Source organism: Mycobacterium sp. D16Q13 (assembly GCF_002013375.1).
GTDB lineage: Bacteria > Actinomycetota > Actinomycetes > Mycobacteriales > Mycobacteriaceae > Mycobacterium.
The window spans coordinates 56,416-75,580 of record NZ_MAEW01000015.1 but is presented as its reverse complement, the minus strand read 5'-3'; the positions used below and the strand labels follow the sequence as shown (position 1 = coordinate 75,580).

Sequence of the window (19,165 nt, the reverse complement as noted above, 5' to 3'; positions counted from 1 at the left end):
TAGTTGAACGCCTTTCGAGGCATTGTGGTGGCGAGATTGCCAATGGGCAATGTCGATCGCCGAGAGAAGAGCCTGAAAGTCTGCCTAAATTCACACTGGCTGACGAAAGAAACGTTCTTCGACGCGAGCGCAAATTCAGCGCTCAGTAATAGACACTACTGCCTGTTGGCGTCGATAGCTAAACCTGTGCGGCGAAACACACTGGTGACGGACACTCCTGCCTGCCCCGATGTCTGCCCGATTCGGAGTCGGCAACGCATACCTGGCAAGGTGAGCGCATGTCTCGAACCGGACCGTTCGTCGTCGGCGATCGTGTGCAACTGACCGACGCCAAGGGGCGGCACTACACGATGGTGCTCGAGCCCGGTAAGGAGTTCCACACCCATCGTGGTGCGATCGCGCACGACGGGGTGATCGGTATCCCCGAGGGCAGTGTCGTGAAATCGGCCAACGGTGACCAGTTCTTGGTGCTGCGTCCTTTGCTGATCGACTACGTGCTGTCGATGCCGCGCGGCGCGCAGGTGATCTACCCGAAGGACGCCGCGCAGATCGTGCACGACGGCGATATCTTCCCTGGCGCGCGGGTGCTGGAAGCCGGCGCGGGCTCGGGCGCACTGACCTGCTCGCTGTTGCGAGCGGTGGGGCCGGAGGGAACGGTGATCTCTTACGAGATTCGTGAGGATCACGCCGAACACGCTGTGCGTAACGTCACAACGTTTTTCGGAGAGCGGCCGGATAACTGGGAGCTGGTGCTGGGCGACCTGTGCGAGCGGCCCGCGGATGCGGGCGGCGTCGACCGGGTGGTTCTCGACATGTTGGCGCCCTGGGAGACTTTGCCCGCGGTCGCCGAATCGCTCGTGCCCGGCGGCGTGCTCATCGTCTACGTCGCGACCGTCACCCAGCTATCGCGTGTGGTCGAGGCGTTGCGAGAACAGCAATGCTGGACCGAGCCACGGTCCTGGGAGACGATGCAGCGCGGCTGGAACGTCGTGGGCCTGGCCGTGCGTCCGGAGCACAGCATGCGTGGGCACACCGCGTTCTTGGTCAGCGCGCGCCGCCTGGCACCCGACACGATCACCCCGACGCCACTGCGCCGTAAACGGTTACCGACTAGCGCTGTGTAGCTAGGGGGTAGGCGTGGGGGCCGCCGGTGTCTCGGCGGCCGGCGCTCCGCCGGGAGGCGCCTCATGTGGTGCGGCGGTACCCGCGAGCGATGTCCCGGTCTTGAGTAGTAGGTCGGAGGTCCGCTTCGACAGCTTCCACCCCTGACCCTCGGGTGAGAACGACATCGGCACCGCGAACCCGCCCATCTTGGGGCTCGGGCTGTTGATGGTCACGACGGCTTCGACGTCCCCCGCGGTCTCCGTCGACCACTTGGGATCCTTCACGGTGAACGACAACGGCGAGAACCCGGCGTCGCCGATCGCCTTGGTGAACTTGTCCAGCTGCTCGGGGGTGGCGCCCTGAACGGCGGTGACCTTCTCGGCGCCCGGCAGGTTCGGATCGCCGAGACGGTTGAGGACGTCGGTGAGCACCGCCGGATCCGGCAGCGGATGATCTGGGACGGCCGCGGCGGCGGCAGCCGAGGACCCGGGCTGCGTCGCCGACGGGCTGGCCGGAGCGGCCTTATCGTTTGAGCTGCTGCAGGCGGTGAGAGCGAGAACAGCCGCGCTCGCTGCGATGACCGCGAGTTGAAGGTGACGGGCCATGATCCAGGTGACTCCATTCGGCATATCGGCTACGTCTACCTTCCAGACTTACCGGATGCCGCCTGGATTAGCGAAATGGCCGACGCCTTGCTGATCTTCCAGCCGTCCTGGTTCACGAAGTTGATCTTCGTCGTGTAGGCCTGGGTCTTGGGTCCGGTAATGGTGACCGCCGCCGAGGCCAGGCCCGGTCCGGTGGGTTTGACGTCGGACACCGTGAAAGCCAGCGGCAGGAACCCGTCGCGGTTGGCGTTCTTGAACGCGCGATCGGCGTAGATCGCCTCACCGGCACCGATGCCGCCCTCGACCAGACCGCCCTTGGCGAGCGCCGACACGCCCGGATCCGCGAGGGAATACAGCAAACCACTCAACTCGTCGGACGTGGGGGTGGCATCGGCCGGATCGGTAGGAACGTCCATCGGGATATCCCACGACACGGGGGCGATGCCCGCGGGTATCGCGATCGTTGCTGTCGGGCTAGGAGAGCTGGCTGTCGGCTCGCCCATTGGCACTGCCAAGCCAACCGCGGCCGCCGCGAGTAAACCCAGCATGGCGACCCCCGACATACCGGTTTGTGAGCTCACGGTTGTCCTTTCGATCGACCTGAATGTGACGAACGCTAACAGCGTAGACGTCACAGACAACGGGTAGACCCCGCATGACCGGCCAATCGCCGGTAGCGTTGAAGTATCCACCGCACCAATTCTCGGTGTGGGAAAGGAGGACATCATGAGTGAGTCGGAGCGTTCAGAGGCGTTCGGCACACCGGATGCCGCCGAGCTAGAGCGGCTACGCCGAGAGATTGCGGCGCTTCGCCAAGAGCTGGAAGACAGTGCGACTCAGCGAGGAGCGAGCGCCGGGGATACCGGCCGTCTGCGCGACCTGAACCAGCTTGAGGCCCGCATCGACTCCCTGAATGCGCGGAACGCCAAGCTGATGGACACCCTCAAGGAGGCCCGTCAGCAGCTCTTGGCGCTGCGCGAGGAAGTTGACCGGCTGGGCCAGCCACCGAGCGGTTACGGCGTGTTGCTGGCCGTACAGGCCGACGACACGGTGGACGTCTTCACCTCGGGCCGCAAGATGCGGGTGACCTGCTCGCCCAACATCGAGACCGCCGAGCTGCGCCGGGGCCAGACCGTGCGCCTCAATGAGGCGCTCACGGTGGTCGAGGCCGGCCACTTCGAATCTGTCGGTGAGATCAGCACGCTGCGCGAGCTGCTGGACGACGGTCACCGCGCGCTCGTGGTGGGACATGCCGACGAGGAACGCATCGTCTGGCTGGCCGATCCGCTGATCGCGCCGGACCTCTCGGATGTGTCCGAGGACGCCGACGGAGCGGACCTCAAGCCGCGGAAGCTACGGCCCGGCGATTCGTTGCTGGTTGACACCAAGGCCGGGTATGCCTTCGAGCGGATCCCCAAGGCCGAGGTCGAGGATCTGGTGCTGGAGGAGGTGCCGGACGTCAGCTACAGCGACATCGGAGGCCTGACCCGGCAGATCGAGCAGATCCGCGACGCGGTGGAGCTGCCGTTCCTGCACAAGGATCTCTACCGGGAGTACGCCCTGCGTCCGCCCAAGGGTGTGCTGCTGTACGGGCCGCCCGGATGCGGAAAGACCCTCATCGCCAAGGCCGTTGCCAACTCGCTGGCCAAGAAGATGGCAGAGCTGCGTGGCGACGACTCCCGCGAGGCCAAGTCCTACTTCCTGAACATCAAGGGCCCGGAGCTGCTCAACAAGTTCGTCGGTGAGACGGAGCGGCACATCCGCTTGATCTTCCAGCGAGCCCGCGAAAAGGCTTCGGACGGTACGCCGGTCATCGTTTTCTTCGATGAGATGGACTCCATCTTCCGCACCCGCGGTACCGGTGTCAGCTCTGATGTGGAGACGACCGTGGTGCCGCAGCTGCTCTCCGAGATCGACGGTGTCGAAGGCCTGGAGAACGTCATCGTCATCGGCGCCTCCAACCGTGAAGACATGATTGATCCGGCGATCCTGCGGCCCGGCCGCCTGGACGTCAAGATCAAGATCGAGCGGCCGGACGCCGAGTCGGCGCAGGACATCTTCTCCAAGTACCTCACCGAGAAGCTGCCGGTGAACGAAGACGATCTCGCCGAGTTCGGTGGTGATCGCGGGTTGACCATCAAGGCCATGATCGAGAAGGTCGTGGACCGGATGTACGCCGAGATCGACGACAACCGGTTCCTGGAGGTCACCTATGCCAACGGTGACAAGGAAGTCATGTACTTCAAGGACTTCAACTCCGGTGCCATGATCCAGAACGTCGTGGACCGCGCGAAGAAGAACGCCATCAAGGCGGTGCTGGAGACCGGTCAGCGGGGTCTGCGGATCCAGCATCTGCTCGACTCGATCGTTGACGAGTTCGCCGAGAACGAGGATCTGCCCAACACCACCAATCCGGATGACTGGGCACGGATCTCGGGCAAGAAGGGCGAGCGGATCGTCTACATCCGCACGCTGGTCACCGGCAAGAGCTCGAGCGCCAGCCGTGCGATCGACACCGAATCGAGCCTGGGCCAGTACCTGTAGACCTCTGTGCGGCGTGCTGACAGCTCACACGCGCTGAGCTGTCAGCACCGCGTTCCAATCGCCGCGCGCGAGCCGACGCGCGTTCGTCGGGTCGTAGCGGTCCAGGAGCCCGGGCACGCGCTGGTGCGCCACTGTCTGAAAGCCTTGGCGCGCAAGGAGTTCGTCGGCGCGGGCCGCGGTCATACCGGTGCGATAAGGCTCGCCCCGCCGGGTGACGGACTTCGATACTCGACGCACCATCGGCCGGGGGCTGTCGTGGCCGACGATGTCTGGATCGCCGTAGTCCATCACGAGCCGGCTTCCCGGAGCGCAGAGGTTTTTGAGTTGCGCCAGTGTTGATTCCAGTGCGGGCACCGTCAGGTAGTAGGTGACGCCGAGCCAGATCACCAGCGCCGGCGCCGCCGCATCGAATCCCGCGGTGTGCAGGCTGGTGGTCAGATCGTCCCGCTCGAAATCGCAGGGTGCCCATCGTGGCTGCACGCCGCGGTGTTCCAACAAACGCCTTTTGTCTTGCTGCGTCGAGGGCGCGTCGACCTCGAACACGGTGACGGGCAGCGACCCCAGATGTTGACTGCTGGTGTCAAATCCGGCGCCGAGAACAACCACTTGGGTGATGCCGGACGCCGCCGCTGCCCGCAGTTCGTCATCGGAAACCCGCCGGCGCACCATGATGTGGGCGTGCAGACCACCGCACCACCGGTCCAGCAGTCGCAGTCCCCACCGCGCGGTCGTCGGCGAGGTGAGTCCGAGCCGGAACAGCGGGTGCGTCACGAACCAGGCGGACTGCGGATCATCGAGCAGGGCGCCGGGTTGCAGTGACTCGGCGGCGCGCTGCCAGGCATTGAATTGCGCGGTCAGGCTTGCGGTGTGGTCCAGTCGACGTGGGGGCATAGCGCGAGGATAGAAAGCCCGGTGGGCTCACGATGATGCTTTGGCACTGTTTGGCAGTGCCTGGCAGGCGACGGCGGTGCTGGTCAGCGTGGTTTTCCTAGCATGGCGAGTACAGCCCGACGTCAGCCCCAAAGGACGACACATGAAACCCCGAGACATGCTTTCCGCCGAGCGCGCCAGCCTGGCCGAATTCCTGCACACGCTCACCGAGGACGACTGGATGGCGCCGTCACTGTGTGCGGGGTGGCGGGTCCGCGATGTGGTGGCACATGCCAGTGTCGACGCGGTATCGCTCGGTGCGTATCTGGGAACCGCGCTGCGCAACCCATCGATCGACAAGCTCAACGATGCACTGCTGGAACGCACCGGCCATCTATCGAATCAGGAACTGTTGCGCCATTTCGAGTCGGCGGTTCAACCCGGAGCTTTCGGCAAGATGGCGCCCGCGGCTCTTCATACCGACGCCATGGTGCACCAGCAGGACATCAGGAGGCCGTTGGGTAAACCGCGCGCCATCCCCACGGACCGGCTGGTCTTCGCCTTGGATCATCCGGACTTTGGTGCTCACCCGAAGCGCTACACCAAGGGACTGCGGTTTGTGGCCACCGATGTGGACTGGGCCAAAGGTTCCGGGCCGGAGGTGCGTGGCACCGGAGAGGCGCTGGTGTTGGCGATGGCAGGGCGCCCGGTGGTGATCGGTGAGCTCGACGGCGACGGCGTGCCCACCCTGACCCGGCGCATGCGCTAGGCGCGGGTGGCCGCGAGGTATGCGTCGCGGCCGGCCAGGCTGATCGCCACATCGGCGATAAGCGGTTCGAAGAAGCGGCTGCGGTACTGGGGGTCCACACTGCTGTTGACCGTGAAGTACAACCCCGAGAGCACGGCGACCAACAACGCCATATGGATCAGCGTCTGCGGCACTCCGATCCGGATCCCGAACCAGGTGCCCGCGCACGGTGGCGCCGCCCCGGATGCGCAGGCGGCCTCGTTGGACCACAGGGCCATCACGTCGTGTGGCACCGCCACGATACCCAGCAGCATGAAGAAGGCGAACACTCCGGCGGTGAAGAACGCGACCTGGATGGCCTGTGACACCACCATCACCAGCAGCACATTGAGGCGTTCCGGCCACCTCAATTCCAGACGAGGTACCTCATCATCGGAGAGGTCGGCCAGTGGCGTGCCCACCAGCAGTGCCGCGGTGGCCGGTTGTCCGGCACGGTTCTCGCGCAGGCCGGACAGCTCGTCGCGCACCGTCACCGCCATGAAGGCCACCGCCGTCAGTGCCAGGAAACCAATGGTCTGCCATAGCCTTTCCCGGGTAATGCGTGCCGACAGTTGCCAGAGCTCGCCGGTGAAGAACACCACCACGGTCAACATGAGCAGCGGTAGCGCGCGGGACATGAGTGTGGCGAGTGCGCCGAACTGCGTCGAGGCGTAACGCAGCGCCCACAGACCAATGGATCCGGCGCCCAGATATGTCAGCCAAATCAGTACCAGCGCGGCGAGCAGGAACGCGGGCATCATCGCGGCGGCCGATCTCCACGAGCCGGTGTCGGCGAGGGGCAGCACGATCACGAAGATCGTGATGACGAGCCAGGACAAGGCGCGGCGCACCGAGTCGGCGCGGACGGTGCCAAGGCGCTGCAGCGCCGTCAGCACAAGCGGCTGCGCCGCCATGAGCAGGGCGAGCAGGATCAGCAGGGCCATCAGCATGATCGAGCGGGTGTCGTTGTCGGTGGAGAGCAATTCATACAGCGAGACGCCCGCGCCGGCCACTCCGATCATGGGTGCGGCGCGGTCGAGGAGCTCGCGGGAGCGCACCCGCCGGTCCAGCACCACGGGTAGGCCCCGGGACAGGAACCATTCGTGAATGTCCTCGAGATTGCGCATCCGAACATGATGACAAGGCTGTTCGATGAGGCAAAACGGGCGTACTTTGAACCAATCGGGCGGTCGGTTCGTGTAACCGTCGGAGGTGTTCCATGGCGGATGGGCAGGCTGGGCCGAAAGGCATCGGCGTCAATGGCTCATCGAGTCTTATGCGGGCCTTTTACGACGAGTACGCAGGCCCGCTGCATCGCTATGTCATGTATCTGACCCACGACTCGGCGCTGTCGGAGGACATCGTGCAAGAGGTGCTGTTACGCGCCTGGCGGCATCCAACACTGGTCAACCAGACCGAAGGATCTGCGCGCGCCTGGCTCTTCACGGTTGCTCACAATCTGGTCCGCGATAACGCGCGTAGCTCCCGTTTTCGTAGCGAGATAGCCACCGCCGAGACACCTGAGTTCGCGTCCCCCGACCAGGTGGATGCGACGCTGGACGCGTGGCTGGTCGCCGAGGCGCTACGCACACTGTCCACGGATCACCGAGCCGTCATCCTGCGTGCGTACTACCGCGGGAGTTCAGTCGCCGACATATCCGCTGAGCTGGGGGTGCCCGAAGGTACCGTCAAATCACGCCTGCACTACGGCGTGCGTGCGCTGCGGTTGTCGCTGCAGGAAATGGGGGTCACGCGATGACTATCGAACATGTCTACGCCGATTGGGATGCCGCCTATGTGCTGGGCGCGCTCTCGTCGACCGAACGGCGTGAGTACGAGCAGCACCTGGTGGACTGCGCCAGCTGCCAGCGCGCTCTGTCGGAGGTCACCGCCATGCCCGGCCTGCTGTCCAAGGTCGACCGCGGCTACGCCGAGAAGATGGAACTCGAGGACCCTCCGGCCCTCGCGAAGCCGGCCACCAGCTGCCCGGTCCAGGCTCTGTGGCCCAAGCTGCAGGCTCGGTGGCGACGGCAGAGTGCCGTGCGCCGACTCGCGTATGTGGGCGCCGTCGCGGTGGCCGCCGCCGTGGCGCTGACGGTCTCACTGGTGCCGCCACCGTGGTATCACCGGCCCGCGCCGATGAATGTCGCGGCGGGTTCGTTGCCCTCGGGCGAGCATTGGCAGCCGATGCGTCAAGTGACGCCATCACCGCTGAGCGCGCAAGTGGCCATTGTCCGTGACGGTGCCGGGACTCGTATCGAAATGTGGTGCAGCTATCCGGCGTACGGAAACGATGCCGACGACTCGGCGGCGCCGTACGCGCTGCGGATCGGTACCCGCGAAGGCGGGAACATCATTGCCAGTTCGTGGACGGCCAAGCCGGGCTCCGCGATGATGACATCGACGACCGTTCCGATGGCTCAGGATCAGATCGAGAGCGTCCAGGTGATCGACAATCACGGCGACTCGGCTCCGCTGGTGTTCCTCGAACTGCGCCGCTGAAGTCCCCAGGCGTCAGGCTCGTGATGCTTTGACGTGCCCATATCGGCACCACCTGAAACTCGATTCATATTGCGCCATCACATGATTGAGATAACTCGATCACTTTTTCTCGAGGATTGTTGAACCGGTCACGTGTGACAGTCGTGTACTAGTCATGACCACGCCGATATGTGCCGGGAACGGGAACATACGAGTGGTTGACTGGCTCGCGCTGGAGCTGCGTCACCACGATGTCGACTACCTCTTCGGAGTCGACGGCGCCAACATCGAGGATCTCTACGATGCCGTGCACTACACACCCGGTATCGAAGCCGTCGTCGCCAAGCACGAGTTCTCGGCGGGCACGATGGCCGACGGCTACGCGCGCGCCACGTCGAGGATGAGCGTAGTGGCCGCCACGTCGGGCGGTGGTGCTGTCAATCTTGTTCCCGCGCTTGCTGAATCATATGCAAGCAGGGTTCCCGTCCTGGCGATCGTGGGTCAGCCGCCCCGCCCGTTGGAAGGTAACGGCGCGTTTCAGGACGGGAGTGGGCGTGCCGGAAGCATGGACCTGGAGGCGGTTTTCCGTCCCATCTCCGGCTACTGCGCCCGCGTGGAGCACCCGGAAGACATCGCCGAGGCGCTTAGCCATGCCCTGGCGGCGGTCCGGGACGGCCTGCCCGCGGTGCTCTTGATACCTAAAGATGTTCAGCAGGCGCGCCTGAGGTCGCTGCCGCAGATGCGGGAGCCGCATGCTCGGCCCGGGGCGGTGCCGGCCCAGCTTGCCGATTTCGCCGAGCATCTGGCCGATACACCCGGCCGGATCTTGGTGGTGGCCGGCCCGGAGGTGGCGCGGCACAATGCCCGTGACGAGCTGTCTGATCTCATCGATCGTCTCGACGCCTTTGTCGCGGTATCTCCCGACGCCAAAGATGCTGTAGACGGCGAGGATCCGCGACTGCTGGGTGTCATCGGGGTCATGGGACACCCAGCGGTGGAAAGGATCATGCACCACGGTGTGACGTGTGTGTGCGTCGGGACCACCATGCCCGTGATGACTCGTGGGGGCGTCGACTTCTCGACAACACCGGTGCTCTCGGTCGGTTCGGCGACACCGCACATCGCATCGCGGCACCTGCACACCGAGGATCTGGCATCGACGCTGGCCCAGCTCGCCGCGGCCCTACCGGCGCGCGCCCACTGCCCGGACAGTGAAACGATCTACGCGCCAGCTCATCTCGAACCGCCCGCACATGACGGCGAAGGTGTCAGGTACCACGATGGCATGCATGTTCTGGACCGGGTGATTCCCGCGGAGGCGGATATCTTCATCGACGCCGGCAACACCGGAGCTGCCGCGGTGCACTATCTGGGCGCCCGGCACCAGGGGCGTTACGTCGTCGCCCTCGGGATGGGAGGCATGGGGTATGCCTTCGGCGCAGGCATCGGCTGCGCCTTCGCGCGGGGCGGCCGCACCGTGGTGGTCGCGGGCGACGGTGCATTCTTCATGCACGGCATGGAGATTCACACGGCAATCGAACATCGATTGCCGGTGACCTTCGTCATCGTCAACAACAACGCGCACGCCATGTGTGTCACCCGCGAACAGCTGTATTACGGAGGGCAATACAGCTTCAACCGGTTCTCGCCCTCGCACATCGGGGCCGGGCTGGCGGCAATGTTCCCCGGCCTGATGTGCCGTTCGGCCGATACGGTGGCCGATCTCGAGGCCGCCATGAATGCGGCGATGGCTCACAGCGGTCCTTCCGTGGTGGAGGTCATCTGCTCTACCGACGAGATACCCCCGTTTGCTCCGTTCCTGTCATCCGAAATCGCTAAGGAGAAAACACATGACCGACACGATTACCGAAACATCCAAGCCTGGCCTGAAAGCCTTGCCCGCGCTTAGCGATATCGCCGCCGATGCCGGCACCGAGGATGCGCTGCCCGGGGTGCACCGCATCGAGACCTCGCCGCGCGAGAAGGCGACACCGATCATCATGGACATGATGCGATCGGTGTATCCGCATGATCAGGTGTTCGGACCGTTTTGCACCGTCCAGGAGTATGTGGACTGCCCGCCGGACGAATTGCATCGATACCTCTCCGATACCCGTTGCCTGGAGGAGTGGACCTACAGCCTGCGCGGTTTCGAGGAAACCGATGAAGCCGGGCTGTGGGTCGCGCATGACCGCTTGGGTTCGGACACGCTGATCTATACCCGCACCGAGTCGAACGCCGAATCCGGAACCGTTGATTATCACTGTGCCTGGGATCAGGGCGATCACCTGTGGATGATCTACCTCATGCGGGTGGTCGACGCGCAGGTGGTGCTCAACAAGCCGGGCTCCGTCGTGCTGTGGACCAACTGCCACCACCCGTTCTACGACGAGAATCCGTATCCGGAAACCGCTCCTCCACAACGTAAGCCGTGGGTAGGGGACTTCTGGGACATGTTCGGCGCGGGCCATCTGTTGGAGCTGCTGAATCTCAAGGCCATCGCCGAATACCGCCACAGCCATGGGCTGCCGATCGTTCCGGAGTGGATGAAATGACCGTCAGCATCTTCGATATCTCCAGCTATCTTCCCGAGAACCGGGTCAGCGCCGACTATTTCGCCCAGTACGCCAAGGATGATGACCTGGCTGAGAACGTCATGTTCCGCAGCCCGGCTCATCGGCATCACGTCGCCGCCGACGAATCCGCGGTGGATATGGCCGAGCGTGCGGTCGCCGGTCTCAAGGACCGGCACGGGGACAGTGTGTTGGACGAGGTGGACATTCTGCTGACGCATACCCAGTTGCCCGACTTACCCTTCGTGGGATGCGGTGGAGAGGTGGCGAACCGGCTGCAGATCCGCCCGGAGTGGATTCTGGACGTGCACAACGGCGGCTGCGTGTCGTTCGTTCTGATGCTCAAGCTTGTGCAACAGATGATGGCCTCGTCGAGCGCCCGCTCGGCGCTCATCGTTAACATGCAGAACGCGGCGGGCCAGATCTTTGTGCAAGAGCAAGTGCGCTCCACCGCACAGGCCTCGATACCGGGGGACGGCGCCACCGCGGCGCTGATCACCCGGGAAGGGGGCTCGCCGGTTTTGGGTATCGAGACGCGGAACTTCGGTGAGTTCGCGGGAGACATGACCTACGCGGTCACGCCGCATCGCAAGTACTGGGAGGCCGGCCCTGGGCAGGGGCGGGTGGCGTTCACCGAGCACAAGATCAGCAAGGTGCTGGCCCGCGGCAACCGGATGGTGCCCGAGGTGGCGCTGGCGGTCTGTGATCGAATCGGGGTTCCGTCAACGGATCTCGATGCACTGGTGACCAACCAGCCAAACCGGATCTTCCTGCGGAACTGGCGTGATGCCCTGCAGCTGCCCCGGGAGAAGCACCCCGATACCTTTGACGAGTGCGGCAACCTGTTCGGGGTGGGTATCCCGCACACGCTCGATCAGGCGATCTCCGATGGGCAGGTCAAGGCCGGCGACACCGTGATGCTGGCGGGGTTCGCCCACGCCGGTGATTACGCGGCGGCCGCGGCCGTGCGGTGGGGCGGGAGGGGTCTGTGACGATCAGTCCGCTCCGATTGGCGCTGAACGAAAATCCCTATCGTCCACTGCCGTCGGTGCGCGATGCGCTCAGGCATGACATTGCGGAGGTGAATCGGTACCCGGAGTTTCTGCCTGTGGTGCTCCCGAGATTGATCGCCGAACGTGTCGGTATGACACCGGAGGAAGTGGTGGTGGGTGTCGGGGCCACCGGGGTTGCGCTGCAGGTGTTGCAGGCGTTGTGTCAGCCGGGCGATTCCTTGGTCTTCGCGCATCCGACATTCGACGGTTACCCGATACTGGCCGATATCGCCGGACTGATCCAGGTGCCGATCCCGCTGGCGGACAATGGGATGACTGATCTGGATGAGCTGCTGGGAGCGGCCTATGATGCCGATGCCGCCGCCGTGGTGCTGTGCCGGCCACATAACCCGACCGGAACGCTGATACCTGCCGATCAGGTCTATGAGTTTGTCCGTCAGGCTCCGCCGACCAGCGTCGTCATTCTCGACGAGGCCTATATCGAATTCGTGGATCCCGATGCGCATCTGGACATTCCGAGGCTGATCGCGGCGCACCCGAACCTGGTGGTGCTGCGCACATTCTCCAAGGCGTACGGGTTGGCGGGGCTGCGCATCGGCTACGGGCTGGCCGCTCCCGCGGTCTGTGGTGTCATTCGTAGATACCAGCTTCCGTTCGGCATGAACCGTGCGGCCGCGGTGGCGGTCGCGGCGTCCTACGCGGCCGAGGATGAGTTGCGGCTTCGGGTCGATTCCATTGTCTACGAACGTGATCAGCTCCGGGAGCGGCTCGCGCAGATGGGTGCGCACATTCCGGACTCCCATGCCAACTTCGTGTACCTGCCCGCGCGTGGCGATGGTGAGCCCTGGATGTCGATCCTGGGAACGGATGACGTTGTCGCGAAGGAATATCCCGATGGCGGTGTTCGGCTCACGGTCGGTGATCCGCGCGAGATGGCCATCGTCGCGCGGCGGCTGCTGGAGGTCGACGAGATTGGCGAAGGCGCAGCGCCCCAGATGAGTAGACCAGCGTCATAGACTGGTTGGCCGCGGCGATCCGTCCCCCCGATTGCCGGCCCCGAAACGGCAAGGACCGCCGCGGCCAACCCCCACTTCTCAAAACGCGTAGCGGTGATACTGCGCCATGTATCGCAACGTCGGAGACAGTGACATCACCTTCGCCAGAAGCCGATACGTGGTTTTGGTCCGCTGGAAGGCCTCCGAATCAAACGGTGACTCCCAGCGGAGTAGTTGCAGCCGGGGTATCGCGCCAAGGAGGTCCGCGGGGCGGTCGATGCCCCAATGCAGCGTCGCCCCGGAACGTCGGACCACCGCATTCGACCACTGTGTCTTGATGCCGAACTTGTTGAACGCATCGAATTGCAGTTCCCCATAGGGAAAGTGATCAACGATGCGGCGAAACAAGGCGATGCCGTCGGCCTCCGTCAGGTACATCGTCAGCCCTTCGCCGATCGCCAGGACCGGGCGGTCGCCCCGAATATGTGCGAGCCACGCCGGATCGGTCACCGATGCGGAAACGACATGGTAGTTGTCGTGCGCGGGGTAGAGCTGGCTGCGCAGTGACGCCACATCGGGATAGTCGACGTCGTACCACTCGATTCCCGGGCCAGGGTTCAGCCGGAAGAAGCGACCGTCGAGACCGCACCCCAGGTGTAGCACGACGGCCTCGGCGTGTCTGGACAGAAAGGCCCGGGCCCAGCTGTCGAAGTGCGCGGAGCGAGTCGTCACGGCGGGGGACCTGCCCGCGGTGATGGTCGTCTTGGACCAGTCGTAGTCGATGCGGTTGGCGATATCGCGGGCCAGCCGGTCGCCGAGGATCGGCTCGGGCAGATCGGCATCCAGCGCCTTGGCATAGAACGTCGCCAGCATCGTCTGCGGTGCTCCAGTGAGATCGACATGAATCTTCTCGGGGTGGCTCATGAGGCCGACGCTAATGCCGATTCGGTGGCACGCAGAGGAGTCTGAACAGTCCCCGGCGTGGTGTTCAGCCTCACCTCTCTAGGCTGAACGTCATGCAACGGATCATCGGTACTGAGGTTGAATACGGCATTTCGTCACCCACGGACCCTGCCGCCAACCCGATCCTCACCTCTACGCAGGCGGTGCTGGCCTACGCCGCGGCGTCGGGGATCCAGCGGGCCAAGCGCACGCGCTGGGACTATGAGGTGGAGTCGCCGCTGCGTGACGCCCGCGGCTTCGATCTGGGGCGCACCACCGGCCCGGCCCCCATCGTGGACGCCGACGAGGTCGGGGCGGCCAACATGATCCTCACCAACGGTGCTCGCCTGTACGTCGATCATGCGCACCCGGAGTATTCGGCGCCGGAATGCACCAATCCGTTGGACGCCGTCATCTGGGACAAGGCCGGTGAGCGCGTGATGGAGGCCGCCGCGCGACACGTTGCCAGCGTGCCCGGCGCGGCCCGGCTGCAGCTCTACAAGAACAACATTGACGGCAAGGGCGCCTCCTACGGCACCCACGAGAACTACCTGATGGACCGGCAGACGCCGTTCTCGGCGATCATCACGGGCCTCACCCCGTTCTTCGTGTCCCGCCAGGTTGTGACAGGTTCTGGTCGCGTGGGCATCGGGCCCTCCGGTGACGACTCCGGCTTCCAGTTGTCGCAGCGGGCCGACTACATCGAGGTCGAGGTCGGCCTGGAAACCACCCTCAAGCGGGGCATCATCAACACACGCGACGAGCCACATGCCGACGCCGACAAATATCGGCGGCTGCACGTCATCATCGGGGACGCCAACCTGGCCGAGACCTCGACATTCCTCAAGGTGGGTACCACCTCCCTGGTGCTCGACCTGATCGAATCCGGGGCTGACCTGTCGGATCTGGCCCTGGCCCGGCCGGTGTACGCGGTGCATGTGATCAGTCGCGATCCGTCGCTGCGGGCCACTGTGGCGCTGGCGGACGGCCGAGAGCTGACAGCGCTTGCGCTGCAGCGCATCTACCTGGAGCGGGTAGCCGAGCTGGTCGCGTCCCGCGACCCTGATCCGCAGGCCGACCATGTGCTGCAGGTGTGGGCCAAGGTGCTCGATTTATTGGAGCGCGATCCCATGGAATGCGCCGACTTGCTGGATTGGCCCGCCAAGCTGCGACTGCTGGAGGGTTTCCGGCAGCGCGAGAACCTGAGCTGGTCGGCACCGCGCCTGCACCTGGTCGATCTTCAGTACTCGGACGTACGCCTCGACAAGGGGCTCTACAACCGGTTGGTCGCCCGCGGATCCATGCAGCGGATGGTCACCGAGCAGCAGGTGCTCGACGCGGTGACTCGTCCTCCGTCGGATACGCGTGCCTACTTCCGCGGCGAGTGCCTGCGCCGCTTCGGCGCCGATATCGCCGCCGCCAGCTGGGACTCGGTGATCTTTGACCTGGGCGGGGATTCGCTTGTCAGGATTCCAACGCTGGAGCCGCTGCGCGGCAGCAAGAGCCACGTGGGCTCGCTGCTGGACTCGGTCGATTCGGCGGCTGAACTGGTCGATCAGCTCACCACGTAACGCGATCGGCGACGCACGCCAGCGAAACGTCACGCCGTCGGCCCTGCCCGGTAGGCTGAACAGAACCGACCTAGCAGTCAGGAGGCAGCGATGGCGCAGGAGCAGACCAAGCGCGGTGGTGGCGGTGACGAGGACGATGTCACCGACCTGGGAGGACCGGCCGGGCAGGAGCGCCGCGAAAAGCTGGCGGAGGACACCGACGATCTGCTCGATGAGATCGATGACGTGCTGGAAGAGAACGCCGAAGACTTCGTGCGGGCGTACGTCCAAAAGGGTGGCCAGTGATCTGGCGCGATGACTCGATCGCGCCCCAGCAGTTCACCCGACACTCGCACCTTTCGTCGTTCTCCGAGTACCTGAGGATTCAGGCCCCGGAGTTACTCCCGGCGGTCGGAAGGGCGACAAGCGACGTGATCGCGAACCTGCCGCACGGCACCACCATCGTGGCGCTCACCTACCGCGGCGGTGTGCTGATCGCCGGTGACCGGCGCGCCACTCAGGGCAACTACATCGCCAACCGCGATATCGACAAGGTGCAGATCACCGACAACTACTCCGCGACCGGCATCGCTGGAACCGCTGCCATCGCCGTCGAATTCGCGCGGTTGTACGCCGTCGAGCTGGAGCATTACGAAAAGCTCGAAGGTGTGCCGCTGACCTTTAACGGTAAGGCCAATAGGCTCTCGGCACTGGTGCGCGGCAATCTCGCGGCGGCCATGCAGGGTCTGGTGGCGGTGCCCCTGTTGGTGGGCTACGACATCGACGACCCGAACGGTGAAACCGCTGGGCGCATTGTGTCTTTCGATGTGGCCGGTGGCTGGCACGTGGAGAGCGACGGCTACCAGGCGGTGGGGTCGGGCTCGATGTTCGCCAAGTCCTCGATCAAGAAGCTGTACAAGCCCGGCGGCGACGCGCTCGGTGCCCTGGCGGTGGCCGTGGAGTCGCTTTACGATGCGGCCGAAGACGATTCGGCAACGGGCGGGCCGGATCTGGTGCGCCGGGTGTTCCCGACGGCCGTTCGGATCGATTCCGGGGGAGCGGTCCGGGTGCCCGAGGCGGACATCGAACGCATCGCGCGCGAGGTCATCGAGAAGCGGACAGAAGCGGCACGTGCCGAGTCAGAATTGCGTGAATCGGGAGGTAAGTCATGACCTTTCCGTACTATGCGTCGGTCGAGCAGCTCATGCGCGACCGTTCAGAGCTGGCGCGCAAGGGAATCAGCCGCGGTCGATCGGTAGTGGCGCTCACCTACGCCGACGGAGTGTTATTCGTCGCCGAGAACCCGTCCAACTCGTTGCAGAAGGTCAGCGAGGTGTACGACCGGGTGGGTTTCGCGGCAGTCGGAAAGTTCAATGAGTTCGACCGGTTGCGCCGCGGTGGTATTCAGTGGGCCGATATGCGCGGCTATGCCTACGACCGCCGGGACGTGAGTGGACGTCAGCTGGCCAACATCTATGCCGAGGCGCTCGGCACCATCTTCAACGAGCAGGCCAAGCCGTACGAGGTGGAGCTGTGTGTCGGCGAGGTGGCCCACCATGGCCGGGACACCGAGCCGGTGCTGTACCGGATTACCTACGACGGGTCGATCGCCGATGAGCCGCACTGGGTTGTCATGGGTGGGAACACCGAGCCGGTGATCAACTCGCTCAAGGAGAGCTACGCCGAGCGGGCCACGCTCAAGGACGCGGTGGGCTTCGCGGTGAAGGCACTGCAGGCCGGGGCCGGTGCGGCCAATGGCTCCGCGGAGGGCCGGGTGCTGGGTGGCCTGGAGGTCGCGGTGCTGGAGCAGAGCCGTCCACGGCGTGCGTTCCGGCGAATCAAGGGCGCGGCCTTGGAAGCGCTTCTGCCCGAGGACTTCTCACCAGGGCAAACCGAGGGTGGGGGAGATCCCGCACCCGAGTCCGGTGACTCCAAGGAGACCAAAGACTCGAAAGACTCCAAGGACAGTTAGCTCGCGCGCTGTCGGCCCGCGAGGGGCTAACCCCTCGTCCCGAAAGTTATCCACAGCCTGAAATCGATGAAACCGCACGCGTATGTCGGCGGTCCTACCTGGTATCGAACCCGTATTGCACCAGGTAGGAGTAGCAATGTCCGTCAACGATCAGGACACGTACATCGATCTCTCGACGCTGCGGCTCGCCGACGGTACCTGTGAGGCGCTAGCCACCCGCTGTGAGCTGCTGCGGAGCTCATTTGCGGGGGTGATCGCGCGCCTCGACACGTTCGCGCCGGTCAGCCATGCCATCTTCGGCGACTGTGAAGAAGGCCGAGGGTGGGGCCGGGTCGTCCATGACACGGTCCGGGCGCCGACGGGATCTCTGGCCGCCGTCCTCGAGCAGCACCGAACGGCGCTCACCGAGTTCGCCGAGACCTTCCGGCGCATCGGTGATGCCTACCTGGAAACTGACAGGTGCTCCGCTGAGCGCTCCCGGACGTCGGCGCGATGAGCGGCACCGTACGGCCCGATGAATGGCATGGCGACAAGTGGAGCCACGAATCAATCATGGACATGCAGGCGCGGATGGCGCCCGCGGGTATCAGGCGCATCGCCGACGAATGGAAAAGCGCTCTGGGGGAGCTTGATTCGCTGTTCGCAACCTTTCTGGAGGATGTGACCGCAATGATCGACGAGAGTTGGGATGGCCCCGGGGCGCAGGCAGCACTGGGCACCATGCGGGCGTACGTCGAAAACTCGGGTGTTGCGCTCCGGCGTGCGTTCACGCTGTCCGCTGGCCTGGAGGTGCTGGCAGGGGCGACGAGTGAACTGCAACAGAAGATCGCGTCCCCGCCCGCCAATGCCCCGGCCGGACGGATGGGTGTGGACCTCGGGTGGGCAACGCCGGTCGCCGAGAACCTCGACCGGTGGGAGCAGGCGTTGGCCCAGGTGCGCACCATGTACAGCGGCCCGGCGGTGCAGGCCGGTAATGCGGTTGCCAAGCTGATCGGCCCTCGGGAACGACTCCGGTTCGGGTCCGGCACCGACGCGGATGCGGTGCCCGACCGGCCGGCGGATGAGCAGGCCGAGCGGGCCGGGGAATTCCTGGCGCGGTGGGGCGCGGAGTTGAACCCGCAGTCGGCGGTGCCCCCGGCCCACAGCGGTATGCCGCTGCAGCTGCCTCTCACGGTGGCGGGAACACCGGGTAATCCATTCCGGGGCAGAGACTTCGGGGTGGGCACGTCCTCCGGATCGGAGACGGACGAGTTTGGTGAGGACGATGTCTATGCGGGCCAGAACTGGATGCGCGATCCACTCTGGCGTGAGAACCCAACCCGCAGTGCTGGGTTCGAATCGGCGACACCGACGAGCCGGCAGCCACTTGCTCCCGACCGGATGCCGGCGATCGGTGCGGGACCCACGGTGGCCAGTGGTGGTGGTATCGGCGCGGGGGCGGCGACACGGGGGTGGGGCGCGATGATGCCGATGATGGGTGCCTATCCGGCGCACGCAAACCAGCGGCGCGGTGACGAGAACGAGCACTACAGCCCGAGGTATCTCGTCAACAGCGACAACACTCGAGAGCTGCTGGGGGAGTTGCCCAAGGGTTCCGCCCCGGTCATCGGGTTATGGGAGGGCGATATCGCCGACGACGATTTCGGGCCGCCCGGTCGGCGTGGGTTTCGTTCGCGCTGAGTCGGACCCTTGAGGGGTTGGGTTTGCGCCGGTATCAATACCGGGTGCC

General features: G+C 64.9%; 20 protein-coding genes. 15 read left to right on the top strand and 5 right to left on the bottom strand.

Translation table 11 applies throughout. The features are described 5' to 3' along the window. Positions 1 to 278 precede the first annotated feature (278 nt). The gene (locus B4400_RS17105; RefSeq protein ID WP_078311735.1) at positions 279 to 1,124 is read left to right on the top strand and encodes a tRNA (adenine-N1)-methyltransferase; all 846 of its coding nucleotides are present in this window, start codon (positions 279 to 281) and stop codon (positions 1,122 to 1,124) included. On the opposite strand, the gene lppK is transcribed toward B4400_RS17105, so the two are convergent. Further along, positions 1,125 to 1,733 carry a lipoprotein LppK gene (gene lppK / locus B4400_RS17100; RefSeq protein WP_078311734.1) on the bottom strand — a complete coding sequence of 203 codons (609 nt, stop codon included), beginning with the start codon at positions 1,731 to 1,733 and terminating at the stop codon, positions 1,125 to 1,127. An 11-nt stretch (positions 1,734 to 1,744) separates the two neighbouring features. After that, positions 1,745 to 2,290, bottom strand: a complete 546-nt coding sequence (locus B4400_RS17095) for an MTB12 family secreted protein (RefSeq protein WP_286151364.1) — start codon at positions 2,288 to 2,290, stop codon at positions 1,745 to 1,747. A 145-nt stretch (positions 2,291 to 2,435) separates the two neighbouring features. Here B4400_RS17095 and arc point away from each other — a divergent pair, with 145 nt between their 5' ends. Then, positions 2,436 to 4,253, top strand: coding sequence for a proteasome ATPase (gene arc / locus B4400_RS17085; protein ID WP_078311838.1), 1,818 nt, complete (start codon positions 2,436 to 2,438; stop codon positions 4,251 to 4,253). A gap of 24 nt (positions 4,254 to 4,277) precedes the next feature. On the opposite strand, the gene B4400_RS17080 is transcribed toward arc, so the two are convergent. Then, positions 4,278 to 5,144: a class I SAM-dependent methyltransferase gene (locus B4400_RS17080; protein WP_078311733.1), complete on the bottom strand. Its 867-nt coding sequence runs from the start codon at positions 5,142 to 5,144 to the stop codon at positions 4,278 to 4,280. A 142-nt stretch (positions 5,145 to 5,286) separates the two neighbouring features. Between B4400_RS17080 and B4400_RS17075 the strand changes: the two genes are divergently transcribed. Next, a complete protein-coding gene (locus tag B4400_RS17075) occupies positions 5,287 to 5,892 on the top strand; it encodes a maleylpyruvate isomerase family mycothiol-dependent enzyme (RefSeq protein ID WP_286142118.1) in 606 nt (201 codons plus the stop codon). On the opposite strand, the gene B4400_RS17070 is transcribed toward B4400_RS17075, so the two are convergent. Next, positions 5,889 to 7,037: a hypothetical protein gene (locus tag B4400_RS17070; protein WP_078311731.1), complete on the bottom strand. Its 1,149-nt coding sequence runs from the start codon at positions 7,035 to 7,037 to the stop codon at positions 5,889 to 5,891. The genes B4400_RS17075 and B4400_RS17070 overlap by 4 nt on opposite strands. A gap of 149 nt (positions 7,038 to 7,186) precedes the next feature. Here B4400_RS17070 and B4400_RS17065 point away from each other — a divergent pair, with 149 nt between their 5' ends. The 6 genes from B4400_RS17065 (at position 7,187) to B4400_RS17040 (ending at position 12,993) form a co-directional block, all read left to right on the top strand. Beyond that, positions 7,187 to 7,669, top strand: coding sequence for a sigma-70 family RNA polymerase sigma factor (locus B4400_RS17065; protein ID WP_078292053.1), 483 nt, complete (start codon positions 7,187 to 7,189; stop codon positions 7,667 to 7,669). After that, positions 7,666 to 8,412, top strand: a complete 747-nt coding sequence (locus B4400_RS17060) for an anti-sigma factor family protein (protein ID WP_078311730.1) — start codon at positions 7,666 to 7,668, stop codon at positions 8,410 to 8,412. The genes B4400_RS17065 and B4400_RS17060 overlap by 4 nt, the downstream gene beginning before the upstream one ends. Before the next feature lie 154 nt (positions 8,413 to 8,566). Next, complete coding sequence (locus B4400_RS17055) at positions 8,567 to 10,300, top strand: thiamine pyrophosphate-binding protein (protein WP_502688409.1); 1,734 nt, start codon at positions 8,567 to 8,569, stop codon at positions 10,298 to 10,300. Continuing rightward, positions 10,287 to 10,946, top strand: coding sequence for an SRPBCC family protein (locus B4400_RS17050; RefSeq protein WP_170915044.1), 660 nt, complete (start codon positions 10,287 to 10,289; stop codon positions 10,944 to 10,946). Before B4400_RS17055 ends, B4400_RS17050 begins: the two co-directional genes overlap by 14 nt. Continuing rightward, positions 10,943 to 11,956, top strand: coding sequence for a 3-oxoacyl-ACP synthase III family protein (locus tag B4400_RS17045; RefSeq protein WP_078311728.1), 1,014 nt, complete (start codon positions 10,943 to 10,945; stop codon positions 11,954 to 11,956). Before B4400_RS17050 ends, B4400_RS17045 begins: the two co-directional genes overlap by 4 nt. Then, a complete protein-coding gene (locus B4400_RS17040) occupies positions 11,935 to 12,993 on the top strand; it encodes an aminotransferase class I/II-fold pyridoxal phosphate-dependent enzyme (RefSeq protein ID WP_078311727.1) in 1,059 nt (352 codons plus the stop codon). The genes B4400_RS17045 and B4400_RS17040 overlap by 22 nt, the downstream gene beginning before the upstream one ends. Before the next feature lie 78 nt (positions 12,994 to 13,071). Here the strand turns inward: B4400_RS17040 and B4400_RS17035 are convergent, their stop codons facing one another. Then, positions 13,072 to 13,896 (bottom strand): class I SAM-dependent methyltransferase, encoded by an 825-nt coding sequence (locus tag B4400_RS17035; protein WP_078311726.1) that lies wholly within the window; start codon positions 13,894 to 13,896, stop codon positions 13,072 to 13,074. A gap of 92 nt (positions 13,897 to 13,988) precedes the next feature. Between B4400_RS17035 and dop the strand changes: the two genes are divergently transcribed. The 6 genes from dop (at position 13,989) to B4400_RS17005 (ending at position 19,116) form a co-directional block, all read left to right on the top strand. Further along, positions 13,989 to 15,485: a depupylase/deamidase Dop gene (gene dop / locus B4400_RS17030; RefSeq protein WP_078292068.1), complete on the top strand. Its 1,497-nt coding sequence runs from the start codon at positions 13,989 to 13,991 to the stop codon at positions 15,483 to 15,485. A 90-nt stretch (positions 15,486 to 15,575) separates the two neighbouring features. Then, positions 15,576 to 15,770 carry a ubiquitin-like protein Pup gene (locus B4400_RS17025; RefSeq protein WP_030095612.1) on the top strand — a complete coding sequence of 65 codons (195 nt, stop codon included), beginning with the start codon at positions 15,576 to 15,578 and terminating at the stop codon, positions 15,768 to 15,770. Continuing rightward, complete coding sequence (gene prcB / locus B4400_RS17020) at positions 15,767 to 16,636, top strand: proteasome subunit beta (RefSeq protein ID WP_078311725.1); 870 nt, start codon at positions 15,767 to 15,769, stop codon at positions 16,634 to 16,636. The genes B4400_RS17025 and prcB overlap by 4 nt, the downstream gene beginning before the upstream one ends. Continuing rightward, positions 16,633 to 17,436 (top strand): proteasome subunit alpha, encoded by an 804-nt coding sequence (prcA, locus tag B4400_RS17015; RefSeq protein WP_078311724.1) that lies wholly within the window; start codon positions 16,633 to 16,635, stop codon positions 17,434 to 17,436. Before prcB ends, prcA begins: the two co-directional genes overlap by 4 nt. A gap of 136 nt (positions 17,437 to 17,572) precedes the next feature. Next, positions 17,573 to 17,932 carry a hypothetical protein gene (locus B4400_RS17010; protein ID WP_078311723.1) on the top strand — a complete coding sequence of 120 codons (360 nt, stop codon included), beginning with the start codon at positions 17,573 to 17,575 and terminating at the stop codon, positions 17,930 to 17,932. Next, positions 17,929 to 19,116: a hypothetical protein gene (locus tag B4400_RS17005; RefSeq protein ID WP_078311722.1), complete on the top strand. Its 1,188-nt coding sequence runs from the start codon at positions 17,929 to 17,931 to the stop codon at positions 19,114 to 19,116. The genes B4400_RS17010 and B4400_RS17005 overlap by 4 nt, the downstream gene beginning before the upstream one ends. The last annotated feature ends 49 nt before the right edge of the window (positions 19,117 to 19,165 follow it).